At 45.6% G+C, this 16,121-nt stretch carries 16 protein-coding genes and 3 pseudogenes; 6 read left to right on the top strand and 13 right to left on the bottom strand.

The genetic code is table 11. The annotated features are described in order from the left end of the window. Positions 1 to 28: 28 nt before the first annotated feature. The gene (locus UA76_RS03235; RefSeq protein ID WP_047042965.1) at positions 29 to 454 is read right to left on the bottom strand and encodes a TraR/DksA C4-type zinc finger protein; all 426 of its coding nucleotides are present in this window, start codon (positions 452 to 454) and stop codon (positions 29 to 31) included. Between the two features lie 260 nt (positions 455 to 714). Beyond that, the gene (locus UA76_RS03230) at positions 715 to 1,122 is read right to left on the bottom strand and encodes a hypothetical protein (RefSeq protein WP_047043075.1); all 408 of its coding nucleotides are present in this window, start codon (positions 1,120 to 1,122) and stop codon (positions 715 to 717) included. Between the two features lie 339 nt (positions 1,123 to 1,461). On the opposite strand from UA76_RS03230, the gene UA76_RS24345 reads away from it, so the two are divergent. Next, the gene (locus tag UA76_RS24345; RefSeq protein ID WP_238322156.1) at positions 1,462 to 1,716 is read left to right on the top strand and encodes a hypothetical protein; all 255 of its coding nucleotides are present in this window, start codon (positions 1,462 to 1,464) and stop codon (positions 1,714 to 1,716) included. Positions 1,717 to 1,736: 20 nt separating this feature from the next. Beyond that, positions 1,737 to 2,303 (top strand): class I SAM-dependent methyltransferase, encoded by a 567-nt coding sequence (locus UA76_RS03225; RefSeq protein WP_238322155.1) that lies wholly within the window; start codon positions 1,737 to 1,739, stop codon positions 2,301 to 2,303. Positions 2,304 to 2,343: 40 nt separating this feature from the next. On the opposite strand, the gene UA76_RS03220 is transcribed toward UA76_RS03225, so the two are convergent. From UA76_RS03220 to UA76_RS23975, 10 genes are all read right to left on the bottom strand, one after another. Then, the gene (locus UA76_RS03220) at positions 2,344 to 3,351 is read right to left on the bottom strand and encodes a GGDEF domain-containing protein (RefSeq protein ID WP_238322154.1); all 1,008 of its coding nucleotides are present in this window, start codon (positions 3,349 to 3,351) and stop codon (positions 2,344 to 2,346) included. 332 nt (positions 3,352 to 3,683) lie between these two features. Continuing rightward, complete coding sequence (locus UA76_RS03215) at positions 3,684 to 4,310, bottom strand: M15 family metallopeptidase (RefSeq protein ID WP_052771932.1); 627 nt, start codon at positions 4,308 to 4,310, stop codon at positions 3,684 to 3,686. 32 nt (positions 4,311 to 4,342) lie between these two features. Continuing rightward, positions 4,343 to 5,203, bottom strand: coding sequence for an alpha/beta hydrolase family protein (locus tag UA76_RS03210; protein WP_052771931.1), 861 nt, complete (start codon positions 5,201 to 5,203; stop codon positions 4,343 to 4,345). A 60-nt stretch (positions 5,204 to 5,263) separates the two neighbouring features. Continuing rightward, complete coding sequence (locus tag UA76_RS03205) at positions 5,264 to 5,626, bottom strand: hypothetical protein (protein WP_337588494.1); 363 nt, start codon at positions 5,624 to 5,626, stop codon at positions 5,264 to 5,266. Between the two features lie 39 nt (positions 5,627 to 5,665). Continuing rightward, entirely contained in the window at positions 5,666 to 5,881 is a 216-nt protein-coding gene (locus tag UA76_RS24340; RefSeq protein ID WP_238322153.1) for a GNAT family N-acetyltransferase, read from the bottom strand. Continuing rightward, complete coding sequence (locus UA76_RS24335; RefSeq protein WP_238322152.1) at positions 5,863 to 6,087, bottom strand: hypothetical protein; 225 nt, start codon at positions 6,085 to 6,087, stop codon at positions 5,863 to 5,865. The genes UA76_RS24340 and UA76_RS24335 overlap by 19 nt, the downstream gene beginning before the upstream one ends. Positions 6,088 to 6,209: 122 nt before the next feature. Next, on the bottom strand, positions 6,210 to 6,458 hold the full coding sequence (locus UA76_RS03195) for a DUF2798 domain-containing protein (RefSeq protein ID WP_047042959.1): 249 nt from the start codon (positions 6,456 to 6,458) through the stop codon (positions 6,210 to 6,212). 75 nt (positions 6,459 to 6,533) lie between these two features. Further along, positions 6,534 to 7,010 carry a pirin-like C-terminal cupin domain-containing protein gene (locus UA76_RS23985; protein WP_202906904.1) on the bottom strand — a complete coding sequence of 159 codons (477 nt, stop codon included), beginning with the start codon at positions 7,008 to 7,010 and terminating at the stop codon, positions 6,534 to 6,536. 26 nt (positions 7,011 to 7,036) lie between these two features. After that, positions 7,037 to 7,255, bottom strand: a complete 219-nt coding sequence (locus UA76_RS23980; protein ID WP_202906903.1) for a pirin family protein — start codon at positions 7,253 to 7,255, stop codon at positions 7,037 to 7,039. 3 nt (positions 7,256 to 7,258) lie between these two features. Beyond that, the gene (locus UA76_RS23975; RefSeq protein ID WP_202906902.1) at positions 7,259 to 7,462 is read right to left on the bottom strand and encodes a hypothetical protein; all 204 of its coding nucleotides are present in this window, start codon (positions 7,460 to 7,462) and stop codon (positions 7,259 to 7,261) included. Positions 7,463 to 7,569: 107 nt separating this feature from the next. Here UA76_RS23975 and UA76_RS03185 point away from each other — a divergent pair, with 107 nt between their 5' ends. Continuing rightward, positions 7,570 to 8,478: a LysR substrate-binding domain-containing protein gene (locus UA76_RS03185; RefSeq protein WP_047042956.1), complete on the top strand. Its 909-nt coding sequence runs from the start codon at positions 7,570 to 7,572 to the stop codon at positions 8,476 to 8,478. 27 nt (positions 8,479 to 8,505) lie between these two features. On the opposite strand, the gene UA76_RS03180 is transcribed toward UA76_RS03185, so the two are convergent. Continuing rightward, positions 8,506 to 9,405, bottom strand: a complete 900-nt coding sequence (locus tag UA76_RS03180) for a LysR family transcriptional regulator (RefSeq protein ID WP_047042953.1) — start codon at positions 9,403 to 9,405, stop codon at positions 8,506 to 8,508. A 188-nt stretch (positions 9,406 to 9,593) separates the two neighbouring features. Here UA76_RS03180 and UA76_RS03175 point away from each other — a divergent pair. The 3 pseudogenes from UA76_RS03175 to UA76_RS03165 all read left to right on the top strand — a co-directional run bounded on the left by UA76_RS03175 (position 9,594) and on the right by UA76_RS03165 (position 15,554). Then, positions 9,594 to 11,284 (top strand): annotated as a pseudogene (locus UA76_RS03175) (L-lactate permease). 121 nt (positions 11,285 to 11,405) lie between these two features. Next, positions 11,406 to 12,541, top strand: a pseudogene (gene lldD, locus UA76_RS03170) (FMN-dependent L-lactate dehydrogenase LldD). 173 nt (positions 12,542 to 12,714) lie between these two features. Then, positions 12,715 to 15,554 (top strand): annotated as a pseudogene (locus UA76_RS03165) (FAD-binding and (Fe-S)-binding domain-containing protein). Positions 15,555 to 16,121: the final 567 nt, after the last annotated feature.

Genomic DNA, 16,121 nt, shown 5'->3' with positions numbered 1-16,121 from the left:
TGAGTGGCTTGATTTTTTAGCTAGCGCATTAATCTCTGTAACGATGCTCTTTGTTTTCTAACTGTTCCTTCACTTCAGCGCAGTACTCAGCAGTAGGCCTTATAAGCAAGCGTGGTATACCAATCGGGTCGCCAGATTCCAAACAGTAACCGTAATCCCCTGCCCTCAAGCGCGCGAGAGATTGTCGAATCTTCGGTAGCAACTTTTGCTCTCGGTCGATAATCCGCAGCGCAATGGCCGATTGCTCTTCACTAGAAGCTCGATCACTTTCGTCACTGAACTCCATAGGCTGGGTCATTTCTTTACGTGTACGTTCGATATGATCCGATGTTGATTGGTAGAGCTCCATCAGCCTGTTTTCGAAAAAGGCCAGCTGAGCTTCGTTCATGTAATCTGATTCTGGCGCCGCAAGGATCTCTTCCTCCGACATCAACGCTTGTTGTTCTACGTTCATAAGCCCTCCTAGCATAATTGACCACTATGCGATTAACCAATACCGCATGACTAAAGCAATCAATCTAAAACGATAATCCCAGTTTTTGACACGACCACCATCAAGCAAGGGAGAGTCGCCAAAAAGGAACTAGCAATGTTATATTATAACACCGATATAAAGAGGCGAAATTACACTAATTCTTACAAAGTTTCACCTCTAAACAGAGGCAAATTAAGGAAATTTGAAACTCGATTAGGAGGAAGAGGTTCCAGAGCGAATTAACGCTTTTTGTTCTGCTCCACCAGCTTTTCGTGCCAAGCGGTATTACCGTCTTTCTTGGTAACATCGTACTCTGCACAAAACTGAGAAATCGTCATATTGTTATCGCCTGTCGCAAGCTTCAATGCCAATTCAACTCGCTGCAGTTTACCTTGCAGGCGAAGAATTTGACCTGCGTTCGGACTTTTTTCTTTAGCGTACTTCAAGGCAGCATGTTTACGCTCGGCAGCACCCGCTCGGCGATCCGCTTCACCTAATAAGTGTCTCAACTGGGCCATGCTTTTTCCTTTTTTAAAAGCCGGGCCAATTAACTCTAAGCACTCTTCAAAAGAGAGCTCTTCGCTGTAGGGATCTATTTTGTAGGCTTGCTGACGCATCCATTCCAGAGCGCGTTCTTCATCTGACATCATGACATCTATCCAAACTGAAACAGTCTGTATCTTAACGCTTTATCGCGCTTAGCTCCAATCCACATGCTGGCTTGTTCAAATATGATTCATCTCAACGAAACGTCGAATTATCTTTGTGAATATCATTTAAGTATTGCGATATGGAAAGCCTATGTGTAGAGTTCGCCCGTTTTCGATTCATCTCAACGTATTTCATTTCAACTTAGGGAGGCAACCACTATGTTTATCTCAACAACAATCTCATTCTTTACGCGTCCTTACGACCTTTTAGGGTAATTAGCACCCTTCAATGTTCTTGTAAGGACGGCAACAAATGTATTGTCGGAATTACAAACTATGTACAAAAATCTAAGTAAAGCTGCAGCCAAACCCGCAGTTTGGTCAAAATACACGGCAGATGTGCTGTGGACTGACACACACATTGCAAAGCAAATGCTTAATTTCCACTTAAACCCTGATTTAAGCCTTGCCTCTCGCACCCAACAATTCATTGATGCATCTGCACAATGGCTTATCACTGAGTTTAATCTCAACGCCCAGTCTAGAGTCATCGATTTTGGCTGCGGACCTGGCTATATACTCAGCGTTTAAAGTCTAGCGGTGTTGGTACTGTGGTGGGACTCGACTTTTCAGAGAACTCTCTTGCCTATGCAAAAAACCAAGCAAAAGAAGCCGGTATTGAGATTGAGTACCACTTGGGTAACTATCTAGAGTACAAAGACAATCGTCAGTTTGACTTGATTACTCTAGTCATGTGCGACCTGTGCGCTTTAAACCCAAGCCAACGCGCAACACTATTAGCCAAGTTCAAATCGCTACTGGCACCGAACGGTTCTATCGTGCTTGATGTGTACACCGCACATCGTTTTAAGCAACAAGCAGAATCACTGAATGTTGAACGCAATGCGATGAATGGTTTTTGGAGTGGTGAAGATTATTGGTGTATTCAATCTTCGTTTACCTATCAGAGCGATCTCGTTACGCTGGATAAGTACGTCATCAGCCAAGAAGACAAAGAATGGACGGTGTACAACTGGCTTCAGCACTTCACAGTTGATCAGCTAACAAATGAACTGAACGCTCATGGTTTGGAAATCAAACAGACTTATAGCGATCTAAGAGGCACGCCTTTCACCGAAGCGGATGAAATGGCAGTCGTGATTGGTCATCAATCGTAAAAACAACGGATACTAAAAAGGGGCTTAACGCCCCTTTACTTTAACTCGCAGCCATACGATAACGGTTCTTACCCGATGCTTTCGCCTGATACAGAGCTTCATCAGCGCGGCGATAGGTACTGCTCTTAACGCTGTTATTATGTAATGCGATACCGCAACTTAATGTAACAGGTCTTTTAATGCCAAAATCATAGCTTGCGATAGCGGACTGAATCGATTCGATTTGCGCCTCGACTTCTGCTCGCTCAGCAACCTCAAAAGCAATGAGGAATTCTTCTCCTCCCCAACGCCCTACATGACCAAACTTATCCATTTTGGAACTCAGGATGCGAGCGATTTTGATCAGCACGCGATCTCCAACATCATGGCCATGCTCATCGTTAATCTTTTTGAAGTCATCGATATCTAAAATCGCAACCCAATTTACTCGGCCAACCTCCTTGAGATGCCCTTCCATGTGGCGACGATTATAAAGCTGGGTGAGCATATCGGTATGTGACAGGTTTTGAAGCTGTCGATTCGACTCTTTTAACATCGCCATCGTTTTTCGGCGACCAGAATCGTAAAAGAAAGCGGTAAGAAACAAGAAAAAATAAACAGCAGATAGGTGAATAAAACTAATATCATCAAAGTAGACGGGTAGCCAATAATCCATCCCTGTTACACATATATACGCAACAATAGCAAAGTTGAGTAAGCTAAACACCGACCCAACTCGATAGCCTAGAACAAATATAGATACAATCGGTGTAAGAAACGCAAAAGCCAGAGCAAACTCTTGGTGCCCTGTTCCATATATCAGAAGTAAACTGATACTGGTCATTACCGATACCATAATATTGGCGGCTAAATTAACTTCACGACCTTGCCACAAGAAATAATAGGCCAACAAACAGAAAACCAAGCCTGTTATTTCAATAGAAGCCATCACGAAGTTAGGCACAATTGCGATGTTGTAGTAGATAAAGAGAAGAAGAACGCATGACAAAATACTCACTGCGATGAGCACAAATAAGCTGTCTCTAAAATCTTCATGAGAACGACTCATTCCCAGCCATTTTTCAAATAAACTTGTAAACATTTGAGTCACGTCACCCCTTCCTACAGAAAGGTAAATATACCCTATGTATTTGTGAGCGTCACTTAACAGAAATCAAGACTTTTGAACTAGATACGAACTAATTTCATCTAATAGAACTAATAATAGCCAGCTTGAATGTAACCGTTTATTACATACTTTGGGGTGCGTAAAATGCAATATTATTGTCATACTCAAACGTTCCATCAACGTCGAGCATGACATGATTCATCGTTTTTCTATTCCTTAATTTACGTCTATTTATGTGCCAATCGAACCGTATTTGGCGAATGAAGCTCCCGTTACATAAGCCAGTATTGGTCGCCATATGAAAAGTGCCACCACTCCCTTGTGTAATTGACAAAACCTTCTGCCTGTAACACCGAGCATAATAGATTGCGGTTACTTAACGCTAAAGATGACAGATTTGGAGTCTTGGTTTCACACAGTTCGGCAGGTACAGTAGACCACTCTTTTATCTCCATACCAAAATCCAGCACCTGCCCGCTTGTGTTAACAATTTCAATGTCTAACGCGCCACCGGTGCTGTGTGGTGGAGACAAAGTCTTGCCTTCATAGGTAGTCACTGGAGCCACCAGCAAAGAGGCGTTTTTGAATGCTTCCTCCGAAGTAAGTAGAGGGTTTATAGCCAGTTCACGAGTAAGCTGCTGTTCAAACAGCTCACTTTGAAATCGAGGGCAACGATAGCCCTCGTAAATTCTAAACCTTAGGCCTGTCGGAAGATGAGATTGTGCGCGGATGAGCTTTTTAACCACACTTTCACGCAGCAGGTGGTAGTGTTCTTGGGTTGCACTGCTTTCCGCGGGAGGGCCGATCTCAATCAAGCCTTCTACGGATATTAGCCTTTCTCCTGTATCTTTGATCGGTATAGCAATCACCGAAGGGTCGGCAATATCAATATGACTCAAGTTTTCTTTCCCCGTTATTTCCTTTTGCCGCTCTACAGATTACGGTCATCGAGATACTCATCCATCAGAGCTGTCCATTTTTGAGGATAAGAACCAATAAAGTGCCCGTTTTGACCAGGTTCGACATTCACTTGGTGGAAATCCCCTTTGCCACCTGCGGCGACAAACTTATTAAAGTTCGATTGTGAGTGGGACATTCGATAATAATGATCGTTGTTACCATAAAGCCAGATTGATTCAACCTTTGTTGCCGCTCCACGTACAAATAAAGAACCGTTAATGCCTTCTGCCGTTGGGCACCCATCACCCATCCAACCACCAACAAAATTAATGATTCCTTTAAACTTATCTGGATGTTCGCCTGCGTAAGCTGTACTGAGGATACCACCGCGAGAAATCCCGCCGATTATTAGGTTCTCTGTATCAACAAATGGCATCGCCTCAATCGCTTCGACAGAAGCATGTACATCGTCTAACGCTCTTTGTGCTCCAGCAAGCGACCTACCCGTTTCACAGGTATAACCATACTTCCTGTTGCTATCAAACCCTTCGTCATAAAGGCCTTCTGAATTACCGCGACCACGACGCATTGGCACTGCCACGGCCCAACCACGATCGCCAAAATACGCAATCAGCGCATCGAAATAGTCAATTTTCGCTGTGAAATACGAAGGATTCGTCCCCCAACCAGTCGAGCCATGATTCAAAATCACCGTTGGCAGCTTAGTTCCTTGTTGATAGCCGTCAGGCTTATGCACGATGATTTCTAGTTCAACCGTGTCACCATCAAGCTGTACCGGCACCATATTCACTTCTTCTGTCATCGCAAACGTATAAGTAGCAAACATTGATAATAATGACGCCGCTGCTAGCCGGTAGTTCCTTTTAATCATTTCAATTTCCTTTCAACTTAATATGTATAAAGCTGGGCTAGTTGAACCCAAGCTAAAAATCTAAAGGTATGTATTCAGAACAACTAAAAACGTGACGGTCCCGAATAAAATCCACGACAGATGTTTGCCCCTAGAAGCCAACAGCGAAATGACGAAATGAAAAGCAAAAGTTGTCGCGATAATCTGACTGATGAGCAACTTGCTCACCTGTGGCTGCGTCAATACCACCAAAATGGCGGCAAAACCAAGACAAGTAACCGATGTAAGGTGCCAAGCAAAACGAAGCGTTCGCTTGGCAAATCCATCACTGCCCAACACTTTTGGCCAATGACGTTGTTCAAACAGTTTTGACAATAAAAAACGCTCACCCAAATAGGAGTGCGCAATAGAGACAAGCACCAGTAAGAAAGCAGCTAAATACAATAGAAAGTCCATATTGCCTCCTTGCAAAGTTATTCACTCTTAGTTCACGGGTCGGGACATGTAATAAAAGCGCTCTTCTTCTTTATCGATCGCATACCCTTCTCTTTGATAAAGGTGACGAGCTGGGCTAATTTTAAACACTCTCAAACGAACTGAATCTGCACCAGCATCTATCGCGAGCATCAAGACTTTCTTGAGCGCCTTTGCACCGATGCCTTTACCCTGATATTCCTTAGTTACTTGCAGATCGCGCAAATAACAACCGCTCTCATCATAGCTAAACGTACTGCGCCCACTACTGTGTCATCAAACAGAATGTCCCAATTTTCTAGATCTGAGATTTGCTTTCTTATCGTTACAAGCTCCCACTCAACACCATAATGCGTATAGTACGGTTGCATGTTGTCGTACGTTATCTGGGCTGAAGCAGACAAATCTTCTGTTTGCTTAAATGAAATCATGAAGTGCCTCGTAATCAACTCAAGACTGAAGTAAGAACTCACGGTTATTTAATCGCGTCTATCCCTCCATAATGCCGTTCATGGACTCGAATAACAACGTTAGATCATGAAGTTAGAGTAATTCATTGCAGCGGTTTCAGTAGCGACATCATCCAATTGACACTTCGATTAGCCAGTGGCACCACAAACATACTTAATGGCCATGCAACCATAAATGAAGTTAACCACGCCGATAGCCAGCTATTAATAAACGCACTCGCCAATAGATTTCCTTCGATATTTACCAGCAACATAGCAAGCGACATCCCACCAGACATGACAGCTGCCATCACCATAGAAAATAGATAGAAATGTAAGTTGTGAATCTTCATAGCTTCCCTGCTATATAATCACCTGCCATTGGGTCGCTAGCACCGCAAAGGTGCGAGCGACCGGTTCTCATAGCTCTATGCCAAACTACCTAACTCACCATTTTGGTATCGTTGTGTCACCTCGCGGATCTCTTCCATGTTGCTCATTGCAAACGGGCCTTGTTGAACAAACGACTCTTGTACTGTCTCGCCAGATAGAATGACAAAGTAATTGTTGGTATCGCTCTTCCCAATCACACGAATCGGTAACGCTTGATGATCATTAGTCGATTTAACCGCCAGTGATTCGCCTTGTTGAAGAACTAACTCTGTACTATCAATATCAACTTCAATGCTGCCGTCGATTGCGTATATCCATGCGCTATGCTGCTTTTGTGCTTCGTGACTAAATGAAGCTTCAGCTTGTATATGACCATCGAGAGCAGTGAAAGGTAAGGCTATAGACTTTGCCCCCGCTATACCATTTGATTCACCCAGTACGATTTTAACTCGGTAGCCCGTCCCTTCTAGGATTGGCATGTCTCCACGTCTAACATGCAAGGAATCCGGCACCGAGTGTTTCAATCTGGCAGGTAGATTCACAAACAGTTGTAGCCGTGTACTTTCGCGCCTTTAAGCGGTGCTTCGTCGTGGATTGCGCCACTGCCGGCTTTAAGCCAATACAAGTCTCCTGCTTCGATATTGAAATCGTTGCCCAGAGAATCACGGTTGTTAAACAGACCTTCCGTGTCTTCCGGTAATATCGAAACGGCTGACAAACCCGCGTGTGGGTGTGCGCCAAATGTTGGTGTGGTCATAACTTAATGGTCGACCATGATTAGCGGGTCCATTTGTCCTTCAAACTGACCATAACGAAAACCCGTACCAGTGAAACCGTCACCTACCGACAGTCGGCTCCCCTTAATCGGGCCGACAATGTTTACTGAAGCTTCGTTTTCTGAAACCTGGTTATCTGAAGATTGATCTGATGAAGTACGTGTAGTGAATCCTTTTAATGCTGACATTATGCTTCTACGTTCCATTTATTGCGTTGAAATAAAGATAGCAAGCTTGATTTCAGCAAAAAATAGTCAATAATCGAACTCATCGTTCTAAAAATGGAACATTAGAAATGATCGATCTCAATGATTACTATTACTTTGTTCATGTTGTTGAAAAGAAAGGCTACACCGCAGCCGCGAATGTCTTGGGCGTACCTAAATCTCGGCTAAGTCGGCATGTCAGTCAGCTCGAACAGCGTTTAGGGCGAAGGCTTATTCAGCGGACATCGCGGAGCATCTCTATTACTGAGCAAGGCATGACATTCTATAAGCATGCCCGCAAACTGGTGGATACAATGGAAATGGCAGAGGCCTCTGTGCTCAGCCCTGAAGGCAATTTATCAGGTTCAGTGAGGATTAGCAGTTCGGTTGGGGTGGCTCAGTTCGCCCTCAAAGAACTCATTTGTCGGTTCGCCCTTGAATACCCTGACGTAGTGGTAGAGCAGCACGTGACTAACTCGAACATTGACCTCATCACGGAAGGCATTGACCTCGCCATTCGCGGGCATAATGCACCGCTTCCTGACTCTAGCATGATCGCCCATCATCTTGCCGATGTTGAATGGCATTTCTTTGCTTCGCCAAGTTACTACGCGGAGCATCCTCAGCTCACTGAGCCTTGCGGCTTAACTGACTCGCGCTACCTCGCAATGGGAAATCAACAAAATGCTTCGATGATTCTACTGCAACACGACGATGGGTTGAGCGCTCAAATCCAAACATCTCCGTTTTTCTGCTCACAAGACCTTTCAACGCTGAAGCATGCTGCTATGCAAAGTATGGGAGTGGCTGCGTTGCCCTCTTACGTGTGCCGTAAAGAGTTAAAGTCAGGTCAGGTTGTAAGAGTCTTAGATGGCTGGATGTTAAATAGAGTGCAACTGAGCCTGCTAATGCCGTCTCGCCAAGGGATACCGCCGCAGGTTAAAGCATTGAGTGACTTTCTTAGAGAGCATTTTTCGTCAGTTGTTAAAGGGAGCTAATTCAGCCCCCTCTCTAAAGCAATGCATTTAAAAATAGTGAGAGATTGCTAGGTAACGAGCTCGAATATGCTCAATAAGCAGTTTTACTTTGTTTGGAGGCTGACGCGTAAACGGGTAAACCGCGTAAATACCGAGCCTTTTACCCACGAGCTCTGGGAATAGATCGACTAACTGCCCATTGCGAATATCGTGATAGACCAAACAGCGAGGCACGTAGGCAATGCCATGACCACCCAATGCCGCCTTGCGTAGCGCAGTGGCATTGTTGGTTGAGAACGAACCCGAGACTCGCACAATATAGTTCCCCTCTCGCCCTTTGAACTCCCACTCACTGGCACCCGTGGTTTGATACGCATATTGCAAGCAGTTGTGTTGAACCAGATCTTCTGGCTTCACAGGCTTATTGTTTCGAGCGATATACGCAGGAGACGCGCATACAACCCATTGAGAGTCCAAAATGTGTCTGGCAATTAAGCTTGAATCCTCAAGATAACCCGTGCGGATGACCAAGTCGAAGCCACCTTCCACCAGATCAACAAACCGATTATCGAGAGACATGTCCACCGTAAGCCCAGGGTGGGTGTTACAAAATTCGGCCACGGCATCGGCCAAAATCAAATCACCGGATATGGTTGGCACCGACATTTTAATATGCCCACTCACATTTTCGCCAAACCCTGAAACTGCATCCATAGCCTCCGAAGTGGCTTGCTTCACATTTTTTGCTCCGTGGGTGAGCGCCTTACCCGCTTCGGTGAGGGTCAATTTACGCGTTGTTCGATATAATAGCTGAACGCCCAACTCTTCCTCTAAACGAGCAATTCGTTTGCTAACTACCGAATTTGTAAGGTTATTTGCTTCAGCAACCTTACTAAAACTGCCCATTTCCACCACCTGTGAAAACAGAATTAAATCATCTGCACGCATCTATTATGTCAATTTTGGAATTAATCATTTTCATTATTTCCCTATATCAATAAAAAAGAAAGGGTAAATTCACCCCGAATTAACACAATTATCACAAATATAAAACTTGAGAAGCTCAATAGAGCTCGATTCAACAAGTCATCCCTAACACAAAAGTTAAGGGAAACTGCCTGTACGAGGATGTACCAATGAGTGAAACTTTACTTGCCTTGTGGCTTTCTCACCAATTGTGGTGGCTGCTGTCTTACTTGTCGGCCTAAACTGGCCCGCCAAGCGTGCAATGCCTGTCGCATTTGGTCTAACCGTTATCATCGCCCTTTTTGGTTGGGAGATGTCAACCACACGGGTTCTTGCTTCTGTATTTCAAGGATTAGGCATTACGGTTGCCGTTCTTTGGATTGTTTTTGGAGCAATTTTCTTACTAAATACCCTAAAACACACTGGCGCTATTGCTACCATTCGCAATGGTTTTACTAATATCTCACCAGACCGACGCGTCCAAGCCATCATCATCGCATGGTGTTTTGGTTCCTTTATTGAAGGCGCATCCGGTTTTGGCACACCCGCTGCGATTGCTGCTCCCCTTTTGGTTGCTATCGGTTTTCCGGCATTAGCTGCGGTGTTAATGGGCATGATGATTCAGTCTACCCCAGTGTCGTTCGGTGCCGTGGGCACGCCTATCATTGTGGGAGTAAATCGTGGATTGGACACGCACAATATTTCTGAAGCACTTGTTGCCAACGGCTCAACTTGGGACGCTTACCTTCAGCAAATTACCTCTAGTGTTGCGATCATTCATGCCATTGTGGGGACGCTTATCCCTGTTCTAATGGCCATGATGCTGACCCGCTTCTTTGGCAAAAACAAAAGCTGGACTGAAGGCTTGGATATTCTTCCATTCGCGGTTTTCGCAGGCCTCGCATTTACCATCCCATATGCGTTAACTGGAATGTTCCTTGGTGCAGAGTTCCCATCTCTAATTGGTGGTTTGGCTGGCCTTGCGATTGTTGTCTCTGCTGCAAAACGTGGATTCCTAGTACCTAAATCAACGTGGGATTTTGAATCTGAAGACAAGTGGCCAGCAGAGTGGCTTGGCTCATTAAAAATCAATTTAGATGACACAAAAGCTAAGCCAATGAGCCTAGTAAAAGCTTGGTTCCCATATGTACTTCTGGCTGTAGTGCTTGTTGCTAGCCGTGTCAGCGCAGACTTCAAAGCCATGTTGACTGGCGTGAGCTTATCGTTCAGCAACATCCTTGGCGAAACAGGTATTAGTGCTGCGATTCAGCCGCTTTACCTTCCAGGTGGCATCTTAGTATTAGTTGCCCTGGTTGCGGTATTGCTGCAAGCGCGCAGTGCGACACCTCTGGTTAAAGCATTTGGTGAATCGAGCAAAACACTGATTGGCGCAGGGTTTGTACTGGTGTTTACCATTCCTATGGTGCGTATCTTCATTAACTCTGGCGTGAACGGTGCAGACTTAGCCAGTATGCCAGTGACTACAGCAAACTTTGCTGCTGGTTTAGTCGGCGAAGCTTTCCCTGCACTAAGTGCAACCGTCGGTGCGTTAGGGGCCTTCATTGCAGGCTCTAACACTGTATCTAACATGATGTTTAGCCAGTTCCAGTTTGAAGTGGCGCAAACACTGGCCATTTCAAGTGCGGTTGTCGTCGCTCTGCAAGCAGTGGGCGCAGCTGCCGGTAACATGATTGCCATACACAACGTGGTTGCAGCTTCGGCAACAGTAGGTTTGCTAGGTCGAGAAGGAGCAACTCTGCGTAAGACGGTTATCCCAACGTTCTACTACTTGGTTGTCACTGGTGTCATCGGTCTAGTTGCTATCTATGGCCTAAGCATTACTGACGCTCTGGTGAAATAGTGCCACTTGGCGTTGGGACTCACCTAACAGTTCTCGGTTTAGGCCGTGCTTTCAACGCCATCTTAAACAGTTCCTGTTCTAGCCTTCAAAGAAAGGCCCAAAACATTTGTAGGATTGAATTATGATTATCTCTGCCTCAACCGATTACCGCAAAGCGGCGAAGTCCAAGCTCCCACCTTTTCTATTCCATTACATTGATGGCGGCTCTTACGGTGAGCATACGTTGAGACGCAATACGGAAGATCTCGCCGAAATCGCGCTAAAACAACGCGTTCTTAATGACATGTCTGAACTCCGCCTAGATACTGAAATCTTCGGAGAAAAGCTGTCAATGCCAATTGCCCTATCCCTGTTGGCTTGACGGGTATGTATGCAAGGCGCGGTGAAGTTCAAGCGGCCAAAGCGGCTGAAAACAAAGGCATTCCTTTTACCATGTCTACCGTGTCGGTTTGCCCAATTGAAGAAGTAGCACCTGCCATTCATCGTCCAATGTGGTTCCAGCTCTACGTTTTGAAAGACCGTGGGTTCATGAAGAATGTGTTAGAGCGAGCTAAAGCTGCAGGTGTGACTACCTTAGTGTTTACTGTCGATATGCCCGTTCCCGGCGCCCGTTATCGTGACATGCACTCTGGCATGAGCGGCCCTAACGCTGCAGCAAGACGTGTTTTCCAAGCGATGCGTCACCCACAATGGGCGTTTGACGTTGGCCTATTTGGTAAACCTCATGATCTTGGCAACATCTCTACTTACCGAGGTGAGCCAACCAAGTTAGAAGACTACATCGGTTGGTTAGGCGAAAACTTCGATCCTTCAATCAGTTGGAAAGATCTTGAATGGATTCGTGATTTCTGGGATGGCCCGATGATCATCAAAGGGATTCTTGATGTAGAAGACGCAAAAGATGCGGTGAAGTTCGGTGCCGACGGCATTGTGGTTTCAAACCATGGCGGTCGCCAACTTGATGGCGTTATGTCTTCGGCCAAAGCTTTACCTGCCATCGCAGACGCAGTAAAAGGCGACATGAAGATCTTGGTCGACTCAGGTATCCGCACTGGGCTTGATGTGGTGCGAATGCTCGCCCTAGGCGCTGACTGTGCCATGCTAGGCCGTTCCTACATCTACGCTCTTGCTGCGCAAGGTCAAGCCGGTGTTGAAAACCTGTTAGACCTCCATGAGAAAGAGATGCGCGTTGCCATGACATTAACCGGCGCCAAATCGATTCAAGATTTGAATCGCGATTCGCTCGTAAATATCTAAACAGATTATCTAATTAAGGTATCGAATCAAATCGGTGTCACGGCTTTTCACATCATGTTGTGGCACCGTTTATAAACGGGCAACAAACACAAATAGCAATGAGCAACAATTATAAGCCCGAGAGTCAGAATAAGCTTTGTTCCTCCCAAGAAGCTTTTCATTATAAGGAAGCAATGATGGCAAACACAATACCAAAGGCCACTTATGAGCAGCTCGAAACTCTGCTCGCCCTACACATTGATCCACAGCGAATTGTTACTCAAGAAGCAAAGCGCTTGGCCTACGGCACCGATGCGAGTTTTTATCGCTTGGTGCCGCAAATCGTTTTACGCCTTAAGAGTTTAGACGAAGTCATCTACGCAATTCAGAGCTGCCGAACACTCGGCGTTCATTTCACTTTCCGCGCGGCGGGAACAAGCTTGTCTGGCCAAGCCGTCTCGGACTCCGTGCTCATCACACTAACCGACGACTGGCGCGGTCATGAAATCATTGAGAATGGCGACAAAATCATTCTTCAGCCCGGTGTAATCGGCGCTGATGCAAACCGATACCTCGCGCCTTTTCAGCGAAAAATCGGGCCTGATCCTGCGTCTATCAACACCTGTAAAATTGGTGGTATCGCGGCCAACAATGCGAGTGGAATGTGCTGCGGTACAGCGCAAAACTCTTATCGCACGGTAGACAGTATCAAAGTCGTGTTTGCCGACGGAACCCTGCTTAATACTGCCGAGCCGCAAAGTGTTGAAGCCTTTAAAGAGAAACGTTCAGATATCTATCAGGGTCTATTAGATTTGGTAGGTCAAACTCAGCAAAACACAGAGCTGACGCATCGTATTCGTCACAAATATCGCCTAAAAAACACCACGGGTTACGCTTTGAATGCGTTGGTTGACTTTACTGATCCCATCGACGTATTGGAGCACCTGCTCATTGGCTCTGAAGGCACACTGGGCTTTATTGCCGAAATCACCTACAACACAGTGGTAGAACACGAATTCAAAGCCTCTTCCCTACTCGTATTTGCTGATATTGAAGAAGCCAGCCGCGCAGTTGCGACTCTAGCAAAAACTCCGGTAGCCGCAGTCGAGTTGATGGATGGTCGCGCACTCAAATCCGTTTCCGACAAACCTGGTATGCCCGAGTTCATGACTGGCCTTGATATTGAGGCAGCCGCCCTGCTGGTTGAAACTCATGCAAGCTCGCAGGATGAACTCGATAACCAATGTTCGAGCATTTTGGGCTCACTCGGCGACTATTCAATCATTGAATCGGTGCCCTTCACGACTGACGCAAAAATGGTCGCAACGCTGTGGGGAATTCGTAAAGGGATGTTCCCTGCCGTTGGCGCGGTTCGCGAAGTCGGAACAACAGTGATTATCGAGGATGTCGCGTTTCCGGTTGAGAGTCTCGCCAATGGAGTGCGAGATCTGCAAACGCTGTTCGACAAATATCAGTACAACGAAGCGATCATCTTTGGCCACGCCCTTGAAGGCAATCTGCATTTTGTCTTCACTCAAGGGTTTGACTCACAACAAGAAATTGATCGCTATGGCGGATTCATGGATGACGTCGCGACTTAGTCGCGGTGAAATATCAAGGTTCGTTAAAGGCAGAACACGGCACAGGCCGTAACATGGCTCCATACGTTGAACTCGAATGGGGTAAAGATGGCTACGCTTTGATGCAACAGATTAAGCGACTCTTCGACCCAGAAGGCTTGCTCAATCCGGGTGTGATCATTAACGATAACCCTCACTCCCACATTGAAAACCTAAAACCCATGCCTGCCGCAGATGACATTATCGACCGTTGTATCGAGTGCGGATTCTGCGAACCGGTTTGTCCATCTCGTACACTTACCTTATCTCCTAGACAACGTATTGTGCTCTATCGTGAGCTACAACGCCGCCGAGCAGCTGGTGAAAATGTCGATGCGACAGAGTTAGAGAAAACCTTCGAATACCAAGGGCTGGATACCTGTGCAGCAACGGGGCTTTGCGCTGATCGCTGCCCTGTTGGCATCAATACTGGTGACTTAGTCAAGCAACTTCGCACGGCAAAGTATCAAAAGTTCACACCCATCGCGAAGTGGACAGCGGATCACTTTGCTACCACCACGACATTGACTCGTGCTTCACTTAAGGCAAACCAGATAGCCGTTAAAGTCGTGGGCGAAAAAAGCGTATCCAAACTTACTAATGGGTTCCGCAAACTTGCCAATAACAAGACACCAATTTGGCTACCAGAAACCCCACAATCCAATAGCCACAAACTTGAAGAGTCGCTAGAGACCTTAGTGAAATCAGACAAAAAAGTTGTTTATGTCCCCTCTTGTGCTTCTCGCACCATGGGCCAGCAGTCTGATGCGAAAGATCAGAGAAGCCTTACTGAGGTGACAATGTCACTCATTAAAAAAGCGGGTTACGAAGTGATCATACCAAATGGTATTCACGATCAATGCTGTGGCATGCCCTACGACAGTAAAGGGATGACCGACATTGCCACGCAAAAAGCGGCGCAACTCGAGCTGTCGTTGTGGGAAGCAAGCTATGAAGGAGAATACCCAATCCTTATGGATACCAGCCCATGTGCCAAACGCAGTATCGAAAACTTCACCAAGCCACTCGAAATTCTCGAACCTACTGGTTTTGCGGGCAAATATCTAATGCCACATTTAGATATTACGCCAACCGACGAGACGGTTATGCTGCACGTAACCTGCAGCTCTAGAAAGATGGGGTTGGAAAACACCATGCTCAAGCTTGCCGAGCAATGCTCAAGCAATGTTGTCGTACCTGAGCATATTTCCTGCTGCGGTTGGGCTGGGGATAAGGGTTTTACCACGCCCGAACTCAATGCTGCGGCTGTTGAACCACTTAAAGACCAAGTACCTGAAGGCTGTACACGTGGCTTTAGTAATAGCCGAACCTGTGAAATTGGCCTTTCGCACCACAGTGGTATTTCGTATCAGTCGATTCTTTATTTGGTGGACGAGGTGAGTAACCCACTTTAGCGCTTGCTTTAGAAGCCTCAAAACTACTTATATTTAAATTCAACTCTGGCCTGTAGATAGTGAACATCCATTTACTGCAGGCCATTTGCACACAATCAGATATATCTCCAAAGAACAGGACTCTAAACTGAAGTAAATCCTCAATTCATCAAGGTATTCCTTCCTATATTTTGAAAATCTAACATTCTAATTTTTAGACAGTAATTTAATTTATCTAACCGTTAATTTAAGTAAACTTCATAACTGTCATATTAATGTCATAATTTTATGAGTTTTTCTTCTTGAAAATTAAGGTGTTAAAGGACTAATATTTAGACATGCGCACACTTAATGAGCACAATTTACCAACACAAATACACGACATTTTAAGAAAGTAAGAGGTTATTTATGAGAAACACCCAAAGCACCGAGCAACCGGTATTCGGACTTTTAGAACGCATCAGTTTGGTTGCCCTCATCACCGTTGCCATTCTCTTTACTATCTCTTGATCCTTGATTGGATGGGCTCGAACACGGCCTAGATTTTTGAAGAAACTAACTTACCAAAATCTGAAAAGACGAAAACTG

This window comes from Vibrio mexicanus (genome assembly GCF_001012815.1).
In the GTDB taxonomy this organism is placed as follows: domain Bacteria; phylum Pseudomonadota; class Gammaproteobacteria; order Enterobacterales; family Vibrionaceae; genus Vibrio; species Vibrio mexicanus.
Note: the sequence above shows the minus strand (reverse complement) of the source record. Positions and strands in the feature narration are given on the sequence as shown.